Origin of the sequence: Nonomuraea sp. NPDC003709 (genome assembly GCF_040610775.1) — a bacterium.
In the GTDB taxonomy this organism is placed as follows: domain Bacteria; phylum Actinomycetota; class Actinomycetes; order Streptosporangiales; family Streptosporangiaceae; genus Nonomuraea; species Nonomuraea angiospora_A.
The window spans coordinates 229,118-249,960 of the sequence record NZ_JBEXMW010000016.1 but is presented as its reverse complement, the minus strand read 5'-3'; the positions used below and the strand labels follow the sequence as shown (position 1 = coordinate 249,960).

Annotated in this window: 22 protein-coding genes; 4 read left to right on the top strand and 18 right to left on the bottom strand. The window is 68.2% G+C overall.

The genetic code is table 11. The annotated features are described in order from the left end of the window. Nucleotides 1–189: 189 nt before the first annotated feature. The 10 genes from ABZX61_RS40280 to ABZX61_RS40235 form a co-directional block, all read right to left on the bottom strand. A complete protein-coding gene (locus tag ABZX61_RS40280) occupies nucleotides 190–1,662 on the bottom strand; it encodes a site-specific integrase (RefSeq protein WP_355201798.1) in 1,473 nt (490 codons plus the stop codon). Between the two features lies 1 nt (nucleotide 1,663). Next, nucleotides 1,664–1,858: a helix-turn-helix domain-containing protein gene (locus tag ABZX61_RS40275; protein ID WP_355201797.1), complete on the bottom strand. Its 195-nt coding sequence runs from the start codon at nucleotides 1,856–1,858 to the stop codon at nucleotides 1,664–1,666. A 476-nt stretch (nucleotides 1,859–2,334) separates the two neighbouring features. After that, complete coding sequence (locus ABZX61_RS40270; protein WP_355201796.1) at nucleotides 2,335–3,774, bottom strand: replication initiator; 1,440 nt, start codon at nucleotides 3,772–3,774, stop codon at nucleotides 2,335–2,337. A gap of 114 nt (nucleotides 3,775–3,888) precedes the next feature. Then, nucleotides 3,889–4,131: a hypothetical protein gene (locus ABZX61_RS40265; RefSeq protein WP_355201795.1), complete on the bottom strand. Its 243-nt coding sequence runs from the start codon at nucleotides 4,129–4,131 to the stop codon at nucleotides 3,889–3,891. A 253-nt stretch (nucleotides 4,132–4,384) separates the two neighbouring features. After that, the gene (locus ABZX61_RS40260) at nucleotides 4,385–4,756 is read right to left on the bottom strand and encodes a hypothetical protein (protein ID WP_355201793.1); all 372 of its coding nucleotides are present in this window, start codon (nucleotides 4,754–4,756) and stop codon (nucleotides 4,385–4,387) included. A gap of 72 nt (nucleotides 4,757–4,828) precedes the next feature. Beyond that, on the bottom strand, nucleotides 4,829–5,248 hold the full coding sequence (locus tag ABZX61_RS40255; RefSeq protein WP_355201791.1) for a hypothetical protein: 420 nt from the start codon (nucleotides 5,246–5,248) through the stop codon (nucleotides 4,829–4,831). A 2-nt stretch (nucleotides 5,249–5,250) separates the two neighbouring features. Further along, entirely contained in the window at nucleotides 5,251–5,970 is a 720-nt protein-coding gene (locus tag ABZX61_RS40250) for an FtsK/SpoIIIE domain-containing protein (protein WP_355201789.1), read from the bottom strand. Continuing rightward, the gene (locus ABZX61_RS40245; RefSeq protein ID WP_355201787.1) at nucleotides 5,967–6,728 is read right to left on the bottom strand and encodes a hypothetical protein; all 762 of its coding nucleotides are present in this window, start codon (nucleotides 6,726–6,728) and stop codon (nucleotides 5,967–5,969) included. The genes ABZX61_RS40250 and ABZX61_RS40245 overlap by 4 nt, the downstream gene beginning before the upstream one ends. Then, entirely contained in the window at nucleotides 6,725–7,117 is a 393-nt protein-coding gene (locus ABZX61_RS40240; protein WP_355201785.1) for a hypothetical protein, read from the bottom strand. Before ABZX61_RS40240 ends, ABZX61_RS40245 begins: the two co-directional genes overlap by 4 nt. Then, nucleotides 7,117–7,548 (bottom strand): hypothetical protein, encoded by a 432-nt coding sequence (locus ABZX61_RS40235; protein WP_355201783.1) that lies wholly within the window; start codon nucleotides 7,546–7,548, stop codon nucleotides 7,117–7,119. The genes ABZX61_RS40240 and ABZX61_RS40235 overlap by 1 nt, the downstream gene beginning before the upstream one ends. Before the next feature lie 368 nt (nucleotides 7,549–7,916). On the opposite strand from ABZX61_RS40235, the gene ABZX61_RS40230 reads away from it, so the two are divergent. Beyond that, complete coding sequence (locus ABZX61_RS40230; RefSeq protein WP_355201781.1) at nucleotides 7,917–8,219, top strand: hypothetical protein; 303 nt, start codon at nucleotides 7,917–7,919, stop codon at nucleotides 8,217–8,219. 601 nt (nucleotides 8,220–8,820) lie between these two features. Here the strand turns inward: ABZX61_RS40230 and ABZX61_RS40225 are convergent. From ABZX61_RS40225 to ABZX61_RS40210, 4 genes are read right to left on the bottom strand one after another with little or no spacing between them, the layout of a single operon-like run. After that, nucleotides 8,821–9,465 (bottom strand): TetR/AcrR family transcriptional regulator, encoded by a 645-nt coding sequence (locus ABZX61_RS40225; protein ID WP_355201779.1) that lies wholly within the window; start codon nucleotides 9,463–9,465, stop codon nucleotides 8,821–8,823. Continuing rightward, the gene (locus ABZX61_RS40220; protein WP_355201778.1) at nucleotides 9,458–10,054 is read right to left on the bottom strand and encodes a hypothetical protein; all 597 of its coding nucleotides are present in this window, start codon (nucleotides 10,052–10,054) and stop codon (nucleotides 9,458–9,460) included. Before ABZX61_RS40220 ends, ABZX61_RS40225 begins: the two co-directional genes overlap by 8 nt. A 44-nt stretch (nucleotides 10,055–10,098) precedes the next feature. Continuing rightward, nucleotides 10,099–10,437, bottom strand: coding sequence for a hypothetical protein (locus ABZX61_RS40215; RefSeq protein ID WP_355201776.1), 339 nt, complete (start codon nucleotides 10,435–10,437; stop codon nucleotides 10,099–10,101). Next, the gene (locus ABZX61_RS40210; RefSeq protein WP_355201774.1) at nucleotides 10,434–11,309 is read right to left on the bottom strand and encodes an SAM-dependent methyltransferase; all 876 of its coding nucleotides are present in this window, start codon (nucleotides 11,307–11,309) and stop codon (nucleotides 10,434–10,436) included. Before ABZX61_RS40210 ends, ABZX61_RS40215 begins: the two co-directional genes overlap by 4 nt. A gap of 148 nt (nucleotides 11,310–11,457) precedes the next feature. Here ABZX61_RS40210 and ABZX61_RS40205 point away from each other — a divergent pair, with 148 nt between their 5' ends. Together ABZX61_RS40205 and ABZX61_RS40200 are read left to right on the top strand one after the other, a co-directional pair. Beyond that, nucleotides 11,458–12,735 carry a helix-turn-helix transcriptional regulator gene (locus tag ABZX61_RS40205; RefSeq protein ID WP_355201772.1) on the top strand — a complete coding sequence of 426 codons (1,278 nt, stop codon included), beginning with the start codon at nucleotides 11,458–11,460 and terminating at the stop codon, nucleotides 12,733–12,735. 1,160 nt (nucleotides 12,736–13,895) lie between these two features. After that, nucleotides 13,896–14,147 carry a hypothetical protein gene (locus ABZX61_RS40200; protein ID WP_355201770.1) on the top strand — a complete coding sequence of 84 codons (252 nt, stop codon included), beginning with the start codon at nucleotides 13,896–13,898 and terminating at the stop codon, nucleotides 14,145–14,147. Between the two features lie 95 nt (nucleotides 14,148–14,242). On the opposite strand, the gene ABZX61_RS40195 is transcribed toward ABZX61_RS40200, so the two are convergent. From ABZX61_RS40195 to ABZX61_RS40180, 4 genes are all read right to left on the bottom strand, one after another. Further along, entirely contained in the window at nucleotides 14,243–15,055 is an 813-nt protein-coding gene (locus tag ABZX61_RS40195; protein ID WP_355201769.1) for a DegV family protein, read from the bottom strand. A gap of 14 nt (nucleotides 15,056–15,069) precedes the next feature. Beyond that, entirely contained in the window at nucleotides 15,070–16,278 is a 1,209-nt protein-coding gene (gene hutI, locus ABZX61_RS40190) for an imidazolonepropionase (RefSeq protein WP_350724877.1), read from the bottom strand. A 626-nt stretch (nucleotides 16,279–16,904) separates the two neighbouring features. Further along, complete coding sequence (hflX, locus tag ABZX61_RS40185) at nucleotides 16,905–18,332, bottom strand: GTPase HflX (RefSeq protein ID WP_355201766.1); 1,428 nt, start codon at nucleotides 18,330–18,332, stop codon at nucleotides 16,905–16,907. Between the two features lie 75 nt (nucleotides 18,333–18,407). Continuing rightward, nucleotides 18,408–19,100 carry a DUF4097 family beta strand repeat-containing protein gene (locus ABZX61_RS40180; RefSeq protein ID WP_355201764.1) on the bottom strand — a complete coding sequence of 231 codons (693 nt, stop codon included), beginning with the start codon at nucleotides 19,098–19,100 and terminating at the stop codon, nucleotides 18,408–18,410. A gap of 153 nt (nucleotides 19,101–19,253) precedes the next feature. Here ABZX61_RS40180 and aceB point away from each other — a divergent pair, with 153 nt between their 5' ends. Beyond that, entirely contained in the window at nucleotides 19,254–20,831 is a 1,578-nt protein-coding gene (gene aceB, locus ABZX61_RS40175) for a malate synthase A (protein ID WP_355201762.1), read from the top strand. Nucleotides 20,832–20,843: the final 12 nt, after the last annotated feature.

The window sequence follows — 20,843 nt, the reverse complement described above, 5'->3', positions numbered from 1 at the left end:
GCGGGAGCGGCGGGTCGGCGCGGTGATCGACCGTAGCCGGGACTCGGCTATGATCCGCTCCGCCGTGGGGTCGGGGGTTCGCACGGCTGAGAACGTAGATCCTCAGCGGTTCTCGGGGAGGTCCCGAACCGTGTTCTGGGGAGAACGTTGGGTTATCCACAATCAGGGGGTTGACCTGGGGTTTTACGGCTACGCTGCCCCGGATTCGTCCGGTTGGCCCGTGAGTGGCCCGTCGTTTCCATTTTCGCAGGTCAGGGCACTATCAGTGATCGTTTCGCCGGATAGGGCCGCTTCGATTCGGGCGTTCGCCGCGTCCTCACCACCCTTGATCCAGTGCGCGTACGTGGTCAGCAGGGTTCTGATGGAGTGTCCGAGCCGTCGCGCGATCTCGGCAGTGTCCACGCCCGCCGCTATCAGCATGCTGGCGTTGGCGTGCCGTAGGTCGTAGGGCCGTCTGGCGACCTCGGAGGCATGCTCATCCGGGTTGAGAGCGGCTTTGCGGGCACGTCGCCAGACGGACCGGTACACCCCGCCGGGCACCTTGCCCCGGTCGGGGCCGTCGTAGAACAACCGCCCGTCGAAGGCCGGGGGAAAGGTGAGCAGGTGGCCGCGCAGGATCACGACCAGTTCCGGGGGGATCGGGACGATGCGGACCGTCTTCCTGCTGCGATGCTTGAGCCCGCGTTCGTCGTGTCGTTCGCCGTCGTCCGTCCACAGTTCGCCGACCTCGGGGCAGGCCCCAATCAGGGTAACGCTGCCCCACCGTCCGCCCATCGGCAGTTGGCAGTGCTCCACCTTTAGGTGCAGTCCCTCAGAGGGGCGTACTCCCGCGTAGAAGATCAGGCAGAACAGGGCGAACAGGTGCGGCCCTCGATCGCGGTACTGGCCGTGGCCGCGCAGTTCTCGCACTCCCCACAGCAGCCGCCGGGTCTGGGCCAGGGTGGGCACGACCACAGGGGAGACCGCATCATCCATGTGGCGACGACGGGTCTTGATCGCTGATAGCGGGTTGAGGACGATCAGTTTGGCCGACACGGCGCGATCCAGGCACTTGAAGAGGATCGCCCGGCGGGTGCGTGCGGTCGTGGCCGCCGCCTGTTTGCCGTTTTGGAGTTTCTTGATCGCCGCCAGCAGGGCACGCAGGTGTTCATCATCGGCCAGCTCAGCTACCGGCCGGGTGTGGTCGCCGAGCCAGGCAAGCGCCGCCGCGATGTCGTCAGGCACGACCTCGGAGGCGATCCGGCCGGGCCGGTAGGCCCACTGACTGAGCGCCCTGCGCAGGACCTTGTCGGTAGGGCGGGTGCGTCGAGCGCGCGGGGAATCATCCAGCATGTTCATGGTGATCTCGGTCAGCGATTCGGCGAGCCGCCGCCGGCTACCGGCCGCCGCACCGTCCCATTCGGCCGCCGCCACGTCGCAGGAGTGGTCAAACCAGGTGCGTTGCTGGCGGGTCCAGGACAGGGGCTGCCCGGTACGTAAGTCCCATTCTTCGCCTACGGTCTCGGCCGCCCGGGTGAGCTTGCTCTGGAATTTCTGGGCTAGCGCTTTGGTCAGGAACGACAGAGAATAGGTGCCCGTGTTGATTCTCCACCGTAACTCCCAGGGCTTCTTTCGCCCCTCACGCTTGCGGATCTTCCAGAATTGGATGTCGATTGCCGACATGTCAGCCACCTTCCGTTTCCGCTTTTTGACTCTCTAACCATTTTAGCCAGTCGTCGTGCTTTATTCGTCTTTCACCATTAGGAATTCGATATGTTTCCGGACCGCGTCCAGTGGCCAGCCACCGGTAGAACGTTGAGCGAGGAACTTGCAGGATACGGCGGGCATCGGCGATCGTCAGAAAATCGTCTCGGCTCATCTCTCGTCACCTTTCATCAGAGGGTTCACGGGCCAGCCACGGGCCAGGAATCGAGAAGGACCAAGCCCGTCCGGGATCGCTTCGCGATTACACATTCAGCCCATACATGCCAATCTTTTGAGGCATTTCCAGGCAAAATAATGAGGAATGGCGTACCGCAATTGACCAATGGCGGGAAATGGTATTCGATAATTCGTCTTTCCCGTTTGGGGGGGCACGCCGACCATAGCCCGTCACCGGCCGGACCGTGCCCACGTCAAGATCATCTTAAATGCGTACGCACTGTAGTCGATCGTTACTGTGTGCGCTCGGGGGCGGCCCACCCACCCACCCACGGTGTGGGTTGCGCACCATAGATCAAGCACAGGATGCAGCCACCAAAGACCAACCCAACAGCAAAGATCAAAGGTGGTGCCTTCGGCGCGTTTTGCCTGATGGCGACTCTCATCTCAACTGCCGGCCGCCGCCGCGCCGATCTACTGCGCGAGCCCCAGCCGCAGCACTTCGCGGGCTTGCCGATGCTCACGGCCGAGCACTTCGGCCAGCACCCGATCGCCTAGCGTGCGGTAGCCGATCCCGGCGATCCGCCAGTCACCCACCAGGACCGTTCCCGCCCGGTCGTCATCGGGCAGGCCCGTGTCCCCTCCCGCCCACGGGTCCCGTTCGCGTGCTCGCTGCGACCGCCGCCAAGCCCGACGCGCCTCGCGCAGGGCCGCGAACGTCGTGGAGTAGCGGCGGCTCTTGGAGGTCACGTGCCCGCGAAAGCCGAGCGTGTGCACGTGCCGCGCCAGCCGCAGCGCCCGGCAGGCACCCAGCCGCGCCAACCTGCGCACTGTCGCCGTCAGGGCCGCCACGTGCGCCGGGATCCTGCCGCCCCCGTCCACGTCCAGTTCATCGGCACGCGGACGCGAGGAGGGCAGGCCGCTCACGCTGTCGCCAACCGTCTTGGTCGCGTACTTGGCCAGATAGCCCGCCACCCGTGCCCGGTCCACCTCGCGGGGTTGCACCGGCCGCACGTCCAGTTGAGCGCCCCAGCGTGCCACCGTCGCCGCGCGCCCGTCCACGACCGGAAGCGGGACACTGACCCGCGCCGCCGCGTGCGCCAAGGCTGCGGTCAGCAGGTTCACATCGGCCCACGCCGGGGGCGCGATCGTCTGTTCCGGGTCATCGGGGTTCACGCCGTCCAGCCGGGCGAGCACATGCAGGTGCACCACGCCACGCTTTTGGAATTCGGCCACCTTGGCGTACGAGATGCGCAGCACCTCCCGCACCCGCCGCACCGTCACCGGCCGCCCGTCCAGAGCTGGAGCCAGCGCCGCCAACGCGCGATAGACGTAGATCACCGTGCGCCGCCACAGTTCCCCGACACTGGCGTTCCACAGCACCAGCCCGGCCAGGTCCGCGCAGTCCTCACACAGCGGAGCCCCAACCATCCCATCAGACGCCTCATGGCGCGCATGGCACCACAGCGGCCTACCGTGCTCGCACGTCCTCTTGCCACGCCGGGCCGCCCGGCACACCTCGCCATCGCGGGCAGCATGCACGCGTCCGAAGCTGGGCGCGGTGAACGTGGCCAGCACCATCGGATGCCCCGCCTGATCACCGCCGTCATCCGGCGTCACGCCACCGGCGAACACGTGCCAGGCATCGGCGCGATAGCGGGCCGCGCACGGCGGGCAGACGCTCTCGCGGCGGTCCTTACACGCCACCAGCAGCACCCCGCCCGGCTCTTGCTCGCTGGCGTAGGTGGCTTCAATCTCGCCCGTCGCCGCGTTCACCGTCATCGCCGAGCCAACCAGCCGCACCGGCCGCACACAGTGCCCGGCCCGTTCCACCTGAGCCGTCCAACGCCGGTAGTCATCTTCATCAGCCATGCGGGCGATCATCTGCCCGAGTACTGTCTGACTCTTGATCATCTGACAATCTCCCCGTTCCTTCAGGCGATCCGCATCAGGAGCGGCCCCCACTTGCCGCCCCCAGTTGTGCGAACACCGCCCGCTCTAGACCCCCGCCCGCTCTAGAGCCGACGATCAGCCGCCCGCCCTGATCGGCTCCCACCGCTCCAGCACCGCGTCACGCAGCGCTTCCAGGTCCTTGTCATCGGCCAGCAGCCCCGCGCCGAGCCCGCCGTGTCCCCAGGGCGAGTGAACGAACTCCCGCAGGGTCCGCTCCAGTTCCTTCTCCCCGTACTTCTTCAGCCAGCTCACGAACCGTTCGGCCGCGTAAGCCTCCCCGACCTCCACCAGTTCCCCCTCCGTGACCCACATCCGCACTGTCTTCTCCTTGTCGTCGTCTCCCTTGTCGCGGCGATCCCCGCATCGCCCGCGACCCCATCCCCGGGGGAAGCCCCCGTCTTACGTTGCGACCGTCCGCCCGGACGGGATTGTCAGATACGGGTTGTACGCGCCGACCCGCCCCCGGGTTCAACGATTTCCCGTATTTCCGCAGGTAAGAGCTGTTTCCGGAAAGCTGCCCGGTCCGTAACGGATGCCGGGCAGCTCACCTACCGTGACCCTCAGTCGCAACTCAGGCGACGCTCACGCACGTGGCGGGCACGTACCCGAACGGACTCCCCGTGACGGTGGTCCGCCCGGAGCGGACCTTGTACCAGTCCGCGCCCCGCTTTCCGCACTTGTTCGGGTAGCTGTTCGCGCCCGTGCCCCGCACCAGCTCACACGTGGTCAAGCGGGTACCGGTCGCCAGGGTCCGCAGCACCAGGCCGTTGGTGAACGGGAAGTCACGGATGGCGACGTTGCCCCCGGTCACCCGGAGGCTACGGCACGCCTGTGCGCTGGTCTGGGCGGTGGTCTGTGCGCTGGCGGGACCGGCCGTCAGAGGCACGGCGGCCAGGGTCACGGCGAGGATGGCGGACGCGAAGACGGTGGACGGCTTGAACATGATCGTTTCTCCTTGGTGTTGTTGATCGGTTGAGTTGTTCGGACAGGGTGAGGGTGCTTGCCGGGGCGCGCGTCAGCGGTGCAGCCAGCGCGCGGTTTCCTCGTGGGCGAGGTAGCGCGTGGCGACCACCGCCAGCGTCAGGCCCACCGCCGTGCCCAGGTTCGGGCCGGTGATCATCGAGAGTCCGCCCTGGAGGATCATCAGGATCTCCAAGATCAGCGCCGTGACGCGGATCCAGCGGCGGCGCGAGTCCAGCAGGGCGGCCAGCACGCCGAGCCCGACGTAGAACGCGAAGCTGACGCCGATGTAGGCCCAGACCGCGCCCGGCAGCGGACCGTTCGGCACCAGCAGCGCCACCAGCAGGACGCTGGCGAGCATCCCCACGAAGGCTTGGACGAACATCCAGCCCTGGGCGATGCGCACCGGCCGAGGCGTGACGTACTCGGTGCTGTCGTGGATATCGCGCGCCTGGTCGTTGATCGTGTTCTGCATGGTCATCTCCAGGGGGTGAAGGTGGCGGACCGCAGTTCGGCCGCGTACGCCGCCAGGTGAGACAGTTGCCCGTCGGACAGGTAGAACCCCTTCTGACGGACCGGCCCCGCCGAGCCGGCCAGCAGGTAGCCGACCCCGGGCGAACCCAGGGGGATGGTCGAGGCGTCCACACCCCGCGCCGCCCAGCCCGACCCGAGCACCGTGTCCGAGGCTTCCCGCGTCGTGCAGCGCAGCGCCCACCGGGTATCGAACAGATCCCGGATATAGGTCGGCACCACATCCGAGCCGGGTTTCTGCGTGGCCGCGATCACGCGTACCGCCGCCGCGCGCCCCCGCGCACCCAGCTCATGCAGAGGCACCAGGAACGCCTCGCGCTTCTTCTTCTCAGGGTGGAGCGTGAACGTGGCCAGTTCGTCGATCACCACGGCCAGCACCCCATAGCCCATCCCGCGCGTGATCTTCCGCGCGCCGGACGCGGCCAGATAGCCGTAACGCTCCTCCATCTGATCCCGCGCCCATTGCAGGCCCGCCGTCGCGCTGTCGATGTCCGTGCGGATCCCGCCGTGCGCCACCCGCTCCCAGCAGGCCAGCTCCACGCCCCGCTTGCCGTCGATCAGCACGCCCACGGTCGCGGGGTCCAGCATCAGACCCGCGATCAGCGTGTGCAGGGAGACCGACTTGCCCGCATCCGGGCCGCCGCCGATGATCGTGTGCACACTCACCGGCCCGGCCTCCCCTCGATCTGGTCGAGGCCGCCGCCCGCGACCTGTTCAGGGCCGTCGCTGAGCAGCGAGACCGTGACCAGGTCTCCGGTCTCCGACACGCCGACCGGGATCGGATCCCACGCGCTGGTCACCCATCCCTGATCGGGCGCATCGGCCCACGGCCAGGCCAGCACGCCGAAGCCGTCGAGGGGATCACGCCGGATCACCTCCACGTGCGCGTACCGGGCGTTGCTCTCATCGGCCGCCACCCGCACGCCGGAGGCTTCCAGCGAGGCCGCCAGCCATGGCGCGCGATCTTCCACGTCGCAGGCCGCGCCACCCTTCGGCACCCGCACGAGCAGCCGTTCCCCGGCCGCCGTCCGCTCCGCCTCCATCACGCGGGGGATGCGGTCGTTGTGTGTGGCCAGTCCGGCGAAGCGGGCCGCCCGATCCCAGCGGCGGATCACGTGCGCCCGCCACAGCAGATCGACCAGCCAGCCCCGCACGGCAGGAACCCCGCCGAGCGCGCCCAGCAGGCAGACCGCCACCGCCACCGCGATCGGCCAGCCGCCGAACAGCCAGCCGCCGCCCACCGAGGCGACCACCGCAGTAGTCAGGGCGATCTCGCGGCGGGCCAGCCACGCCGGACGCAGCACGTACACGGTCAGCCGCGACCCCGGGGTGCTTTGCGCCCGGATCGGCACAGCGGGCATCTCGATCGCCGGGGGCAGCCCCGAGGGACGCCCGGGAACCTGCGGACCCATCAGCCCCGTCATGTCGCCACCTCGCCCGCATCCCCGTCCCCGTCGCCGGAGTAGGGGGGTTGGTGGACGATGGCGTGCAGCCGCGCGCCCGCCACGGCAGGCGGATCCCCGGCGAACACCGGAGCGGCGTCCCTCAGGTCCGGCCTGCCGTCCGGGCCGTGTCCGCGCAGCAGCCAGCCCGGCTCACCCTCGCCGAAGCAGCCCAGCACCTCCGAGGCGAACACCGCCGCCGAGCGCGACAGCGCCGAGGCGAACCACGCCGCGCCGGAGGGCGACAGGTGATCCACCCGCACCACCACGAGCTGACCCGTCATGCTGGCGAAGCTGAGCAGCGGCCAGCCGTGCGGTAAGCGCCAGGTGTGCACCCGCGCGTTCTCGCCCGGAGCGATGACCAGATCCATCAGCCCTCGCCCCCGGCCTCACCCGCCGCCGAAGCGGACGAGTGGCGCGCGGCCCCGATCGGGTTACGCCCCCGCGAACCCGCCATCGGCTCCCCGGCCGCCGAGGCGGCGGGGGCGGCGGAGGCGGTCGAAGCCCCGTTGATCGGGACCACGGCGCTCGCGCTCCACCAGCGCACCTCACCGTCCTTGGCCATGCCGTAGGACAGGCCCTCCACCCGCACCGGCATGCCCGGCACCAGGTGCAGTTGCTCGCCCGCCAGGTTGAACTTGATCATGGTGGAGTCGTTGCCGTCCATCGCCAGCAGCTTCACCACCATGACCGGCTGACCATCCTCGGTCACCTTGACTTTCTTGGTGGCGAAGTCCTTGGCCGCAGTGGGCGGGGACGTGACCGTGAACCCGAGACCGCTCGTGTCGATCGGGAATCGCATCCGTACCTCCCAGCATCTGGGGTGTCCCGGTGACACCCACGATGCCAGGCTGTACTCGAACACGCGTTCTAATAGTTCAACGCCATACCCGCATGGCATATCCGCACCCGCCAATGCGGCGCGCGTGCTACGGCCCCGAGCTGTCTGGAGCCTGTTTCATAATTGATCTTGCTGTGATCTTTGGCCGGGATGATCTGGACTCGGGCGTCATCGTGCGGTAGCACCACGCTGTGACAAGCTCGCCGTCCGTTACGAGACCACCGTTCACATCGCAGCGATCAACGAATGGCTTTAGCGGTCAAGGCCACCTCATTGGAGACTCGCTATTGGAACCGCGGATTAGCTCCGGCCCGCACGAGAGGAACGCGATGTCCGCCCAGCATTACTGCGCCGACACCGAGAATGGTCACTGTATCGAACACCCCTCACAGGAGGAGTTGGCGAGCCTGATCGGCGATTTGAACCAGACCGACAACACCTTCGTCATCATCGCGCCGGATGACGATGACCCGATCTGGTACGCCTCGGTGTCTCTAGTCGATCCAGACACCTATCTCGTCGAATACGGAGACCTTGGGCGCGATGAGCCCGAGCTCTCGACCCACTCCGATCGCCATGCCATCGCGCGCGACCTTAGCTCTTGGCTGGCCACCCGCAACCAGCCCAGCTAATCAGCCGGAAGGGCAGACGTTCTGAAACCGGCTACGGTCCCGAGCCTTGTGTGATGACCTTCCCTACTACATCAAGCCCGCCCGGCAGGGCCGGGCGGGACGCGGGCCACCGTCCCGCGGGATTGATCTTGATGTGTGGGCGCCTAAGGCGAGCGACGCGGCCACTCAGCCCTAGACGCCCCTGTGAGCAGCCATCCCCCTCCAGGCGGACAGCCACCCTGCATCTATACCAGCGATCAGTCGCTCGCTAGACGGAGTCACGCCGAGGGGTCCGGAGACGTAGCCCGCCCCCGGTACCGGCCCGGATGAGCACGGCATCGGGGCGCGCCGGCCGGACCGTCATCGGGACTGCGCGCGGCGCTGGCGCGCCGTGCTCGCCCTCGCCGTCCGGCAGGCCCGCCCTCGCCGCGCCCATCGAACCGCACCGGCACCCGCCGACGCCCCGACCCGCCCGACCGGCCGTCGCGCGCCCGGCGCGACCCATGCAAGCCCGCGCCCACGACCCATGCCCGGCGCGGTGTGCGTCAAGGCCGGGACTACCCAGCGCCCCGGGTCGGAGCGCAGGACAGGAACCTGATCCTCTCGCCGGATCGATGCACACTCACCCAGCGAACGGCGGACCCTCCGAGGGCTCCAAACGCCCCACCTCACTGATCAGCTCAGCAGAGGAGGCGATCGCCGAGCACAGCCACAGCACCGTCTCCCTCACCTGATTCGCGCTCACACCATCATCTCGGTGCCACTCGCCCAGCAGCGCGGCCGTCACCCCCGCCAACGCCGCCGCCATCAGCCGTACCTCGATCTCCGGCCAATCAAGGCGGCCCTTCAGCGTTCGCGCCAACACCATCACCAGTGGATCGCCCCATGCCTCCCGTCCCCGCAGGTGATGCATCTCCTCATGCAGCAGACGGTAAATGCGCCGGTTGCTGGTGACGTACTCGACATACGCCGCCACCGCCGCCTCCACCTGCGCGTACGCCTCCTGATCAGCCGTCTCAAGCCGCCTCATCACCGCCGTGACCGCATCATCCACGCAGCGGCTCACCACGGCCGCCAACACCTCTTCCTTCGCATGGAACAGCCGATAGAACACGCGCAGCGACATCTCCGCCCGCCAGCAGAGAACGTCAATGCCCGTATTCGCGAAACCCCGCTCCGAGAACACTCGGGACGCAACCGCGATCAGCCGTTCCCGCCGCTCCCGCTCTCGCTGATCGGCACTCTTGCCGCCATAGACCCTAGCCATCCCCTGTGCCGCTCCTTCCCAATTTCGCCAGGTCTACCGCTTGCACGTCGATCACCCGCATCAGCAGTTCCCGCGCCACGCAGTGCGGCAACTCCGCGTCATCGAAACGCACCACCCGGTTCACGGCGCACGGCAACAGCGGCGGTAGACCCGGCAGGAAAACGTCCCCCCGAACCCCGAACGGAGCACACTCCGCCACGGTGAACACCGCCGCATGACGGCGCAGATGCGAACACTGCGAGATCGCCTCAGGGATGCACGCCCGGCACGTCGGAGGCGCATTGGTGTAGCCGTCCCCGCCTTCACCCTGATCCGACGACAACAGCCACCAGATCCGCCCCGTCTCCGCGTCCACCGCCGACCCCGCGCACACCTGACACCACGCCCGGGTCATGCAGCGCCACTGCCGACGCGTGTTCACCGTCGTAAAGTCCGGCCGCCCCGCCCGCCTGCCGTTCTGCCGCAGACGGAGCACACCCAGCTCGTAATCACCCGGCCGCGAATCGACGTAGCACAACCGCATCCCGCCCTGCGGTCCAGGCACCCACATCAGGCGATGCCTCTCAGCCTCGCCCGTCCAGCCGATCACGTATGGATACCGAAACCCTGTCACCGCCGCGTTCCCGGGGCCGCTCACGACGGCACATCACCCGTGGCGAAGGGGTCCGTCCCGTACACCTGCATGTGCCGCATCTGGTAGCGGTGCACCAGCCGCCGCACCGCCGTCTCCATCGCCGAGCAGGGGCACGAGGTATACGTCCAGCGCGCACTCGTATCGTTCAGGCACCAGCGAAACCGCCAGCCCTGCGACCCCCACTCGCACCAGACCGCGAGCCGGACCGACCAGATCCCCACCAGCGCGACCCCCTGACACTCGGAGACCTGCGACGTGATCCCGTACCGCTCCAGCTCCTCAGCCAGCTTGCGAGCCAAGCTCTCCGCAGGGCTGACCACCCCCGCGCCCGCGTTCACGCCTTCCTCCCGACCCCGCCCAGAAAGTCCACCCTCGCGGCGTCCTCTTCAGCGAGCGCATGGTCCAGGTCTGGACGCCATGACGGCACCCGCACCAGCCCCGGCTCCACCAGTTCCACGCCCGCCGCTGTGAACATCCGGTCGATCTGTGTTTCCGTGCGCAGCACCACCGGCGCAGACGCGCCCCGGTAGGCAGCAGCAGCCGCGATCGTCTTAGGCGTCTTGATCACATGCGAGATGACCAGGTAGCTTCCCGGCGCTGTGGATCGCATCAGCCGTTTCACGATCCGGTACGGGTCTTCCCTCGCCGTGACGAAGTGCAGACACGCCACCAGCAGCACGCACACCGGCCTACCGAAGTCCAGCAGATCGGCCGCCTGCTCAAGGATCCGTCCCGGCTTGCGTAGGTCCTGCTCCACCATCGCGGTGTGTTCGTCCGTGGCCAGCATCGCCCGCCCGTGCTGAACCACGACCGGGTCATAGTCCACGTACACCGTCCGCGCGTCACCATGGACGCTCTGGGCTACCTCATGCACATTGCCCATCGAGGGGAAACCCGTCCCGACATCCAGGAACTGCCGCACCCCCGACTCAGCGACGAACCGCACCGCCCGACCCAGGAACGCCCGGTTCTCCCGCGCACACCGCGCCGCATCGGGATTCAGCCGCAAAGCCTCCGCAGCCGCCGCCCGGTCCGCCTCGTAATTGTCCTTGCCGCCGAGGAAACGGTCGTACATACGCGCCACATTCGGCACATTCGGATTAATCACCGGCCACGCCCCCCGCCGATGCCCGAGCAGATCGGCGTCCAACGCCGCTGGGCCGCCCTTGCTGCCGTCTCGCGCTTCCGCACTGGCCGTATGCTGTGCCATGGGTCAGGACCTCGATTCCTGATCAAGGGAGCCGTACGGCGTGTCAGCGCCTGCGGCTCCCGTCCTATTGACTGCTGTTCTTGCCGTTCCCTTGCCTGCCTGCGGTCAAGGATGTGGGATAGATATCGCCACACCGAGGGGTTGCCTCATGCAGGCAACCGGGCAACGGATAGAGGCAACCGTGCGATTTGGCGAAGCGCTTCGTAAGAGTCGCGAGCGTCAGAAGGTATCGCTCAATACGCTTCACGAGCTGACGTTCTTTTCAAAGAGCTACCTCAGCCGCGTTGAGCGGGGAGAACGCAACCCCGAGCGGGTACTGGCCGAGCTTGTCGATGAGGCTCTTGGCGCGAATGGACGGCTCATCAGGGCATGGGATAGCGACTACGCACCCAACCGGACTATCGTGGGTTCTTCGGGAGGTGAGGCAACGAAACGCCGTCAATTCATCACCAGTGCGGCGCTCTTGGCCGGAGGCGCGTTCGACGACCTCGCGGGGCAGCCTGAACCCAGCACGGCCGCCGTCGCACGACTTCGGGATGCTCTTATCCCGACTACGCCGACTTCTAGGGCAGCTACCCACACAGCGTCGCTTTCCCGCTCACTCATTCGTGCTCAGCGCGACTTCGCCGCTGCTCGCTACCTACCGCTGGCAGACGAACTCGCCGCGCTCCTCCCCGTTGCCTCAGCCGTCTCAACCCCTGCCGACATGGCCACCGCCGCACGCATCTACCACCTCACCACGCGCACCCTGATCAAGCTCAGTGCTTCGCCCTACGCTTGGATCTCCGCCCACAAAGGCGTCGAAGTCGCGCAAGCAAGCTCCGATCTCCAAGCCATAGGGGAATGTCGGCGCGACCTGATCAGCCTGTTCCATCGCGCCGCCGAGTACCGCAAGGCTCGCGACGTCGCTATCTCAGCCGCAGAATCCCTCCGGCCCCAACTCGCCGACGCAACACCTCACGCGTGGGGGGCCTACGGTGCTCTGCTCTCTACCGGCGCTATTGCCGCCGCTCGCCTTGAGGACCGACACTCAGCGCTCAACATGCTCACCGAAGCCGACGAGGCCGCCCATCACGCCCCCAATCTCACTCTGGGCTACGGACACGTACCCATCTACAAGATGGGCGTCTCCATCGTGCTGGGAGACGCAGGCACAGCCATCGAACACGCCAAGGCAGTCATCCCCAACCAAATCCCGACACTAGAGCGGCGAGGCAGCTACTACACCGGCATAGCTGAGGCATACGCCCTCTGGGGCAAGACCGACCGCGCCATCCGGGCCTTGCTCATCGCCGAGAAGATAGCGCCCTCCGAAGTACGGCGCTCTGGTAGCCGCCAAGTCATCACCGAGCTACTTCGCCGGGATCCTCACAGCAAGCTCTCCGGCTTGCGAGGACTCGCCCGCCGCGTCGGCGTCACCCTCTAAGCCCACAAACGCAACCAGAAAGCGTTTTGGGAACCCCCTCGGGCTTGGCCGCCACACTGCGTGCCTCTGGCCCGCTGGGCTCGCCGTAGCCCTGCGCAGAACATAAAAGGACCCGCCTCCGGCGGGGGCTCCGACTCCGGGATGGCCATGATCGGTTAGCGCTGGTAGCAGGTGGTTGCTGTAGGGCCGCCTCCCCGCCGGCCATCGCCCAGGCAAAGCCAAGCATGTCATGGCCCGGGGGGAAAGATCGTTCTTCCGGTGGGGAGCTCCATCTTTCCCCCCGGGCCATGACATGCTTCCTTGCGGTGGGCGACGACAGACGGGAAGGCTAGGAGGCGAACCCTTGTCGCCGGGATAACCCCTGCACACGCCCTCAATAGCTTGGCCCGTGTGTGGCCCGCGAACAGTCAGCGACAGTGAGCATCCGTGAGACTCTATGGGACCCCCTGATTTCACCTCTCCCGCCTTTCCGCAGGTCAGATAGCCGTCAACCCCCTGATCAGGGCCGCAACAGCCTCTTTCCAGCGTCCACAGACGACCTATGTTCTTCTGGGGATAGGCGGGAGATGGGCGAAGGGGGTGTGGACAACCAGGTCGACATGATCAGGGTGAGCGTGCACGTAAGCAAGTTGAGGATCGCGCTCAGGAGGATGCGGGCAGGGCGCGGGGGACTGAAGGACTGCGCAAGAGGCTGAAGGGTCATGCTGAGCGTCGCAGGGCTGGGGGGCTGTTGTACTGGGGGTTGCCGGGCTGGAGGGGCACGCTCGGCCGCCTCAGGGCCGAACGGCTCTGCTGGGCATCGCAGGGCTGGGAAGTTGTTGTGCTGGGGGTTGCCGGGCTGGAGGGGCACGCTCGGTCGCCTCAGGGCCGAACGGCTCTGCTGGGCATCGCAGGGCTGGGAAGTTGTTGTGCTGGGCGTCGCCGGACTGGAGGGGCACGCTCGGTCGCCTCAGGGCCGAACGGCTTTTCAAGGCGTCGCAGGGCTGAAGGTGCCGGGCGTTGCTGGGGTGAGGGCCATGGTGGGCGTCGCAGGGTGAGGGCCATGCTCGGCGTCGGAAGGCCGAGGGGCCTGCTGGTCGTCAGGGCCGAGGAGCCATGCCGGGCCACGGAGTAAGGGTCCTGCTGGGCCTCGGAGAGTTAAGGGGCCTGCTGGGCATCTGATGGCTGAGGGGGCTGCTGCGCCGCTGAAGGCCGAGGGCGCTGCTGCGCCGCTGAAGGCCAAGGGTGCTGCCGGGCCGCTGAAGGCCAAGGGTGCTGCTGCGCCGCTGAAGGCCAAGGGTGCTGCTGCGCCGCTGAAGGCCAAGGGTGCTGCTGCGCCGCTGAAGGCCAAGGGTGCTGCTGGGCCGCTGAAGGCCGAGGGCGCTGCTCAGGGATGCAGGCCGGAGAGGTCTGGGTGGATGGCGCAGGACTGAGGGTTCTGCTGGGCTTCAAGGGGTGAGGGGCCTGCTGGGCAACGGGGGTACCAGTCCCTCAGGCAAGGTGGTGTGCGTGCGGCCTCGGCAAAGGGTCAGGGGGTGCCGGATGTGACCGTGAGGCCCAGCATGCCGGGCCCCACGTGGACGCCGATCACCGCCCCCACCTCCACCACCCGCAGCTCCACCAGCCCGGCCAGCCGCTTCGTCAGGCGTTCTGCCAGAGCCTCGGCGCGGTCGCTCGCCCCCAGGTGCTGGACGGCCACCTCCACAGGCCCTTCGCCCGCAGCGTGGACGGCGAGGTCCTCCAGGCGGGCGATGGCGCGGGAGGACGTGCGGACCTTTTCCAGGAGCGAGATGCGGCCGTCCACGATGTGGAGCAGTGGCTTGATCATGAGGGCCGAGCCGACGAGGGAGGCGGCGGTGCCGATGCGGCCGCTGCGTCGTAAGGCGTCGAGGGTGTCCACGTAGAAGAACGTCCGCGTGGTCTCCATGCAGCGGCGGGCCGCCGAAGTCACCGTCTCCAGGGCGGCTCCGCGAGCGGCGGCGCGGGCGGCGGCCAGGACCGGGTAGCCGAGGCCCATGGCGATCGAGCGGCTGTCGATCACTTCCACGGGCACGGGCGCATCGGACGCGGCAGTCTGGGCGGAATCGGCGATGCCGGACATATCGCGGGAAACGTGGATCGAGATGATTCCTGTCGCGCCCGCGGCCGCCAGGGAGGCGTAGCAGGAGGCGAAGCTCTCCGGGGCGGGGCGGGAGGTGGTGGCGGTGGTGAGGTCGCCGCTGAACAGCGGCTCGTCGTACGAGACCCCGCCGGCGATCACCTGGACGGGGACGACCGTGACACCCGGCACGGCAGGCAGGTAGGCGGTCGAGTCGGTGACCACGGCGACCGAGGGCGGCATAACCCCGAGCGTAACTACTGGACCGGCGTCCCACCCCGCCACACGCGGCGCGGCTTGAGACCGAAGGACCAGGCGAAGGCGCCCTCGTGGTCGGCGTCCCACTGCACGATGTCGGCCAGCCGGCCCGGCGCCAGGACGCCGCGGTCGGGAGCGCCCAGGACGGTGGCGCCGCCGAGGGTGGCCGCGCGCAGGGCGTCGTTGACGCTCATCCCGAACGCCGACACCGCCATGGCGATGACCAGGGACATCGAGGTGATGCCGCAGAAGCCGGGGTTGTGGTCGCTGCCGAGGGCGATCTGGACGCCATGCTTGATCATCTGGCGGACCGGCGGGAGGTGGCCGCGCTGCAGGGCCGTGGCCGGGCAGACGACGGCGGGCACGCCGTAGCGGGACATGATCGCGATGTCCTCGTCCGACATGTGGTGCAGCCCGTCGGCGGAGGCGCAGCCGAGCTCGGCGGCCAGCTGGACGGCGCCGCGGCGGCTGAAGATGCCGGCGTGGATGCGCGGCAGGAGCCCGACGTTGCGCCCCGAGGCCAGCACCCAGCGGGACTCCTCGGTGGTGAAGTGGCCCTCGTCGCAGTAGACGTCGACGCTGTCGGCGCCCGCCGCGGCGGCGTCGGCGCACCAGGCGCCCACGGCCTCGACGTATTCGCGCTGACGGCCGAAGTATTCGGGTGGCACCACGTGCGCCGCCAGGAAGGTGACGTGCACCCGCGGCATCATCGGCTCCTTCTCCAGCTCGCGCAGGAGCCGCACGTCGGCCAGCTCGCCGTCGCGGGTGAGGTGGTAGCCGGTCTTGGCCTCGACCGTGGTGGTGCCGCTGAGCAGCCAGCCCCGCAGCCGCTCGCGCACGCCGTTGCACAGGGTCCACGGGTCGGTGCCGCGGGTCACGGTGACCGTGGAGCCCACGCCGCCGCCCGCCGCGGTGATCGAGGCGGCGCTGGAGCCGCCGGTGCGGATGGCCAGCTCGGCGTAGCGGTTGCCGGCGTAGACGGGGTGGGTGTGGGCGTCGATGAGACCGGGCGTGACGAGCGCGCCGCCGAGGTTTTCGACGTGGTCGACGTCGACGATGTCGTCGACGACTCCGGGGACGCTCTGCGGGAGGTCGGGCGCGCGCCCGACCCACGCGATGCGGTCGTTGTGCACGAGGATGGCGGCGTTGCTGAGGACCTCGTTACCGGTCCACAGGCGGCCGATGTTGGTCAGCAGTCGAACGGTCACCGCATCACCGCCCTGCGTGAGCCCCCGCCCGCGCACCGGCATGGGCGCAGCGCACAGCTCAGGGGCTGTGCCGCGCCCACTGAGTCCGCTCCGGGTCCGGACGACATGGGGGGTCTCCTGCTCTCATCCGCATCGAGTTGTGCGGTGACCGTATCGCCAGAGTCATGATCCGGCGATTTCAGTTCAGTTACGTTATTTCACAGCTGGGCTTGCTGTACAGGGTTATTCGGAAGAAAGACCACTGATCCCAACCGTCACCCAGCCCCACCTCGTCCCCAAGGCCCCCGTTGACGACTTTGATCACAAGAGTCATCATCCGAAACCTAGACCCAACCCTAGAAACCCGACCGCGTAAGGGGTCTGGCCGATTCTAGCAATCCCAGGGTTCGGGGACCACTGCCGCTTTTGGGTAGCCATGAGTGCTTTGCGGCGAGGGCCACCCCACAACGTAACGTTCGCCGCCGACGTTCCAGCCTGCCACACGCCGCCGTCGCGCCCGACCGGTGTCATCGTTCGCCGACTGTCACGGCAGTCCCGCCCGGACGTGCTCGGCCGGGCGACCCCACCGTACCGCTTGTGTGGGAGTCGCCCGGCCGCAACGACGGAACCGGGGGGTGACCGGAGGGTTAGAAGACCCGCTCCACGGGCTTGCCGACCCGCTCGAGCTCCTGCCACAGGCTGGGCAGCACCCGGGCGTGCAGGATCGTGCCGTCCTCCACGTGCTCCACGGAGAGCACCTCGCCCTCCTTGTGGGCCCGGGAGATCAGGTCTCCCCTGTTGTACGGCACCAGCAGCTGGATCTCGTGGTCCAGCCGGGGCAGCTCCCGCTCGATGACCGCCATCAGCTCGGGAATGCCACGGCCGGTCCGCGCCGACACCACGACGCAGTCGCGCTCGCGCCGCATGATCCGGTCGATCACGTCCTGCTCGGCCGCGTCGGCCTTGTTGATCACGACGATCTCGCGGATCTCGGAGGCGCCGTCGATGTCGGAGAGCACCTCGCGCACGGCGGCCAGCTGGCCCTCCGGGTCGGGGTGCGAGCCGTCCACCACGTGCAGGATCAGGTCGGCCTCGGCGACCTCCTCCAGCGTCGAACGGAACGCCTCGACGAGCTGGTGCGGCAGGTGCCGCACGAAGCCCACGGTGTCGGCGATCGTGAAGAGCCGGCCTTCGGCCGTGCGCGCCCGGCGTACGGTCGGGTCGAGGGTGGCGAACAGCGCGTCCTCCACCAGCACCCCGGCTCCCGTGACGCGGTTGAGCAGCGAGGACTTGCCCGCGTTGGTGTAGCCGGCGATGGCCACGGCGGGGACCTCGCGCCGCTGGCGCTGGTAGCGCATGGTGTCGCGCGAGGTGGACATGCCGCTGATCTGGCGGCGCAGCTTGGCCATGCGCTCGCGGATGCGGCGCCGGTCCAGCTCGATCTTGGTCTCACCGGGGCCACGGCCGCCGATGCCGACGCCGCCCGCGGCGCGACCGCCGACCTGCCTGGACAGGTTGCCACCCCAGCCGCGCAGGCGGGGCAGCAGGTATTGGAGCTGTGCCAGCTCGACCTGCGCCTTGCCCTCGCGGCTCTTGGCGTGCTGGGCGAAGATGTCGAGGATCAGCGCGGTGCGGTCGATGACCTTGACCTTGACCGTCTCCTCGAGCTGGCGGAGCTGGCCGGGGGTCAGCTCGCCGTCGCAGATCACGGTGTCGGCGCCGGTCGACTCGACCACGTCGCGCAGCTCGAGCGCCTTGCCCGAGCCGATGTAGGTGGCCGGATCCGGCTTCTGGCGGCGCTGGATGAGGCCGTCGAGCACCTGCGACCCAGCCGTCTCGGCCAGGAGCTTGAGCTCCAGCAGGGAGTTTTCCGCGTCGTCCACTGTGCCTGACGTCCAGACGCCGACGAGGACGACCCGCTCCAGCCGCAGCTGCCGGTACTCGACCTCGGAGACATCCTGGAGTTCGGTGGAGAGGCCCGCCACGCGGCGCAGCGCCTGGCGCTCCTCGAGGTCCATGTCGCCGGTCTCGAACTCGTCGAGGTCGAGCGCGGTGTAATCGTGCATTCGTGTCATCTCTATTAGGGAACGTCTGGACACCTCGGTGTCTTCCCACGATGGTGGCACGACACCCCCGCCACAATCACCCCCTTATCCGGCAGCCACCGTGACGTCGCCGGATCCGGCCTTGAGCGAGATCTTGTGGGGAGAGGAGCTGTCCTTCTTGACCGAGACGTTCGCGTCGCCGGACCCCACCTGGGTCTTCACGTCGTAGGCCCCGTCGGGCACGCGGAGCACGATGTCCCCCGAGCCGGCCTGCAGATCGGCGCTGCTGGGCACGGCGGTGTACTTGAGCTCGATGTTCCCGGACCCCGCGTCCGCGACGACCTTCTTGCCCGCCAGCTCCGCGGCGTCGAGGTCGCCGGAGCCGACGTGTACGGCGAGCTCCCCGGTCAGGCCCCTGAGCGTGATGTTGCCCGAGCCGTTGTCCAGGTCGACGGTCAGCCCCTTGGGGATCTCGATCTTGTAGTCGACGCTGCAGCTGCCCAGGCTCGACGGGCAGTCGTACGAGACGCGCAGCGCGTCGCCCTCGACGCTGTGCTCCGGCTTCGGCTTGTCGTCGCCGCGCCAGCGCAGCGTCTCGGTGACGCGTACGGCGCTGCCGCCGGTCTCGGTCACCTCGGTATCGCCCGCGCCACTCTTGACCTGCAACCTGGCGACCTTGTCCGTCACCTCGTACGACGCGGTCTCCTCGCTGCTCGGGCCGGCGATGCTCGCCATCCCGCACCCCGTCAACATCAGCGCGGAGGCCAGCAGCCCGCCCGCGATCACGATGGTCTTCATGCCCCCAATCCTGTCCGGGAAGAACCCCGGCCACATCGGGGATGCCCCCGACGACTCCCCGAAGGAACCCCAACCTTTGACCCGGGACTACCAGGGGAGTAACTTCACTTCCACAATCCAGAAGTCATTTTCCACGAAGCGGAAAGGAACCCCATGGAGATCACCGGCCCGATGCTCGACCGGTTCGACGAGATCCTCACTCCTGAGGCGCTCGATTTCGTGGCGACTCTCCAGCGGGAGTTCGGCGCCAGACGGCTGGAGCTGCTGGAGGCCCGTCAGGCGCGGCAGGCGGAGCTGTCCGCGGGCGGCCTGCTCGACTTCCTGCCGGAGACGAAGCAGGTCAGGGAGGCCGACTGGCAGGTCGCGCCGCCCGCGCCCGGTCTGGAGGACCGCCGGGTGGAGATCACCGGCCCGGTCGACAAGAAGATGACCATCAACGCGCTCAACTCCGGCGCCAAGGTCTGGCTGGCGGACTTCGAGGACGCCAACTCGCCGCTCTGGGAGAACTGCGTGAGCGGCCACCTCAACCTGCGCGACGCGCTCGACCGCGCGATCGACTTCGAGACCGGCGGCAAGTCGTACGCGCTCAGGCCCGACGACGAGCTGGCCACGGTCGTCGTGCGCCCGCGCGGCTGGCACCTGGACGAGAAGCACGCCCAGGTGGACGGGCAGCCGGTCTCGGGCTCGCTGTTCGACTTCGGGCTCTACTTCTTCCACTGCGCCCAGCGGCAGATCGACAAGGGCAAGGGGCCGTACTTCTACCTGCCCAAGATGGAGTCCCATCTGGAGGCGCGGCTCTGGAACGACGTGTTCACCAGGGCTCAGGAGCTCCTCGGCATCCCGCACGGCACGATCAGGGCGACCGTCCTCATCGAGACCTACCCGGCCGCGTTCGAGATGGAGGAGATCCTGTACGAGCTCCGCGACCACTCGGCGGGCCTCAACGCGGGCCGCTGGGACTACCTGTTCAGCGTGATCAAGAAGTTCCGGACCCGGGGCCGCGAGTTCCTGCTGCCCGAGCGGAATGCGGTCACGATGACGGCCCCGTTCATGCGCGCGTACACCGAGCTGCTGGTGCGCACCTGCCACAAGCGCGGCGCGCACGCCATCGGCGGGATGGCGGCCTTCATCCCCTCGCGGCGCGACGCCGAGGTGAACGCCGTGGCGCTGGAGAAGGTGCGGGCGGACAAGACGCGCGAGTCGGGCGACGGCTTCGACGGCTCGTGGGTGGCGCACCCCGACCTGGTGCCGGTGTGCCGTGAGGTGTTCGACGGCGTGCTGGGGTCGCGGCCCAACCAGCTCGACCGGCTGCGCGAGGACGTCAGCGTGACCGCGGCCGAGCTGCTGGCCGTCTCCGAGACGCCGGGCGAGATCACCGAGACCGGGCTGCGCAACAACGTGGACGTGGCGCTGCGCTACCTCGCCGCCTGGATGGGCGGCCTGGGCGCGGTGGCGATCCACAACCTCATGGAGGACGCCGCCACCGCCGAGATCTCGCGCTCGCAGATCTGGCAGTGGATCCACAACGACATCACGCTCGCCGACACGGGCGCCCAGGTAACGAAGGAACTGGTCGAGCAGATCATCGCGGAGGAGCTCGCCAGGATCGCCGAGGAGCCCGGCCACGACGACAAGCTGTACGGTCAGGCGACCGCGCTGTTCAAGCAGGTGGCGCTGGACGACGACTTCGCCGAGTTCCTGACGCTTCCCGCCTATGCTCAAATGCCGTAGAACTAGGAAAAA

Bases quoted from the DNA above. Each gene is read 5' to 3' on its own strand.
- ABZX61_RS40195 (WP_355201769.1), bottom strand. From the start codon at position 15,055: ATGCCGCCCTCGGTCGCCGTGGTCACCGACTCGACCGCCTACCTGCCT.
- hflX (WP_355201766.1), bottom strand. From the start codon at position 18,332: ATGACACGAATGCACGATTACACCGCGCTCGACCTCGACGAGTTCGAG.
- ABZX61_RS40235 (WP_355201783.1), bottom strand. From the start codon at position 7,548: ATGCGATTCCCGATCGACACGAGCGGTCTCGGGTTCACGGTCACGTCC.
- ABZX61_RS40230 (WP_355201781.1), top strand. From the start codon at position 7,917: ATGTCCGCCCAGCATTACTGCGCCGACACCGAGAATGGTCACTGTATC.
- ABZX61_RS40200 (WP_355201770.1), top strand. From the start codon at position 13,896: ATGGCTGAGGGGGCTGCTGCGCCGCTGAAGGCCGAGGGCGCTGCTGCG.
- ABZX61_RS40245 (WP_355201787.1), bottom strand. From the start codon at position 6,728: ATGACGGGGCTGATGGGTCCGCAGGTTCCCGGGCGTCCCTCGGGGCTG.
- ABZX61_RS40225 (WP_355201779.1), bottom strand. From the start codon at position 9,465: ATGGCTAGGGTCTATGGCGGCAAGAGTGCCGATCAGCGAGAGCGGGAG.
- ABZX61_RS40260 (WP_355201793.1), bottom strand. From the start codon at position 4,756: ATGTTCAAGCCGTCCACCGTCTTCGCGTCCGCCATCCTCGCCGTGACC.
- ABZX61_RS40205 (WP_355201772.1), top strand. From the start codon at position 11,458: ATGCAGGCAACCGGGCAACGGATAGAGGCAACCGTGCGATTTGGCGAA.
- ABZX61_RS40275 (WP_355201797.1), bottom strand. From the start codon at position 1,858: ATGAGCCGAGACGATTTTCTGACGATCGCCGATGCCCGCCGTATCCTG.
- ABZX61_RS40270 (WP_355201796.1), bottom strand. From the start codon at position 3,774: ATGATCAAGAGTCAGACAGTACTCGGGCAGATGATCGCCCGCATGGCT.
- ABZX61_RS40180 (WP_355201764.1), bottom strand. From the start codon at position 19,100: ATGAAGACCATCGTGATCGCGGGCGGGCTGCTGGCCTCCGCGCTGATG.
- ABZX61_RS40240 (WP_355201785.1), bottom strand. From the start codon at position 7,117: ATGGATCTGGTCATCGCTCCGGGCGAGAACGCGCGGGTGCACACCTGG.
- ABZX61_RS40280 (WP_355201798.1), bottom strand. From the start codon at position 1,662: ATGTCGGCAATCGACATCCAATTCTGGAAGATCCGCAAGCGTGAGGGG.
- ABZX61_RS40255 (WP_355201791.1), bottom strand. From the start codon at position 5,248: ATGCAGAACACGATCAACGACCAGGCGCGCGATATCCACGACAGCACC.
- ABZX61_RS40210 (WP_355201774.1), bottom strand. From the start codon at position 11,309: ATGGCACAGCATACGGCCAGTGCGGAAGCGCGAGACGGCAGCAAGGGC.
- aceB (WP_355201762.1), top strand. From the start codon at position 19,254: ATGGAGATCACCGGCCCGATGCTCGACCGGTTCGACGAGATCCTCACT.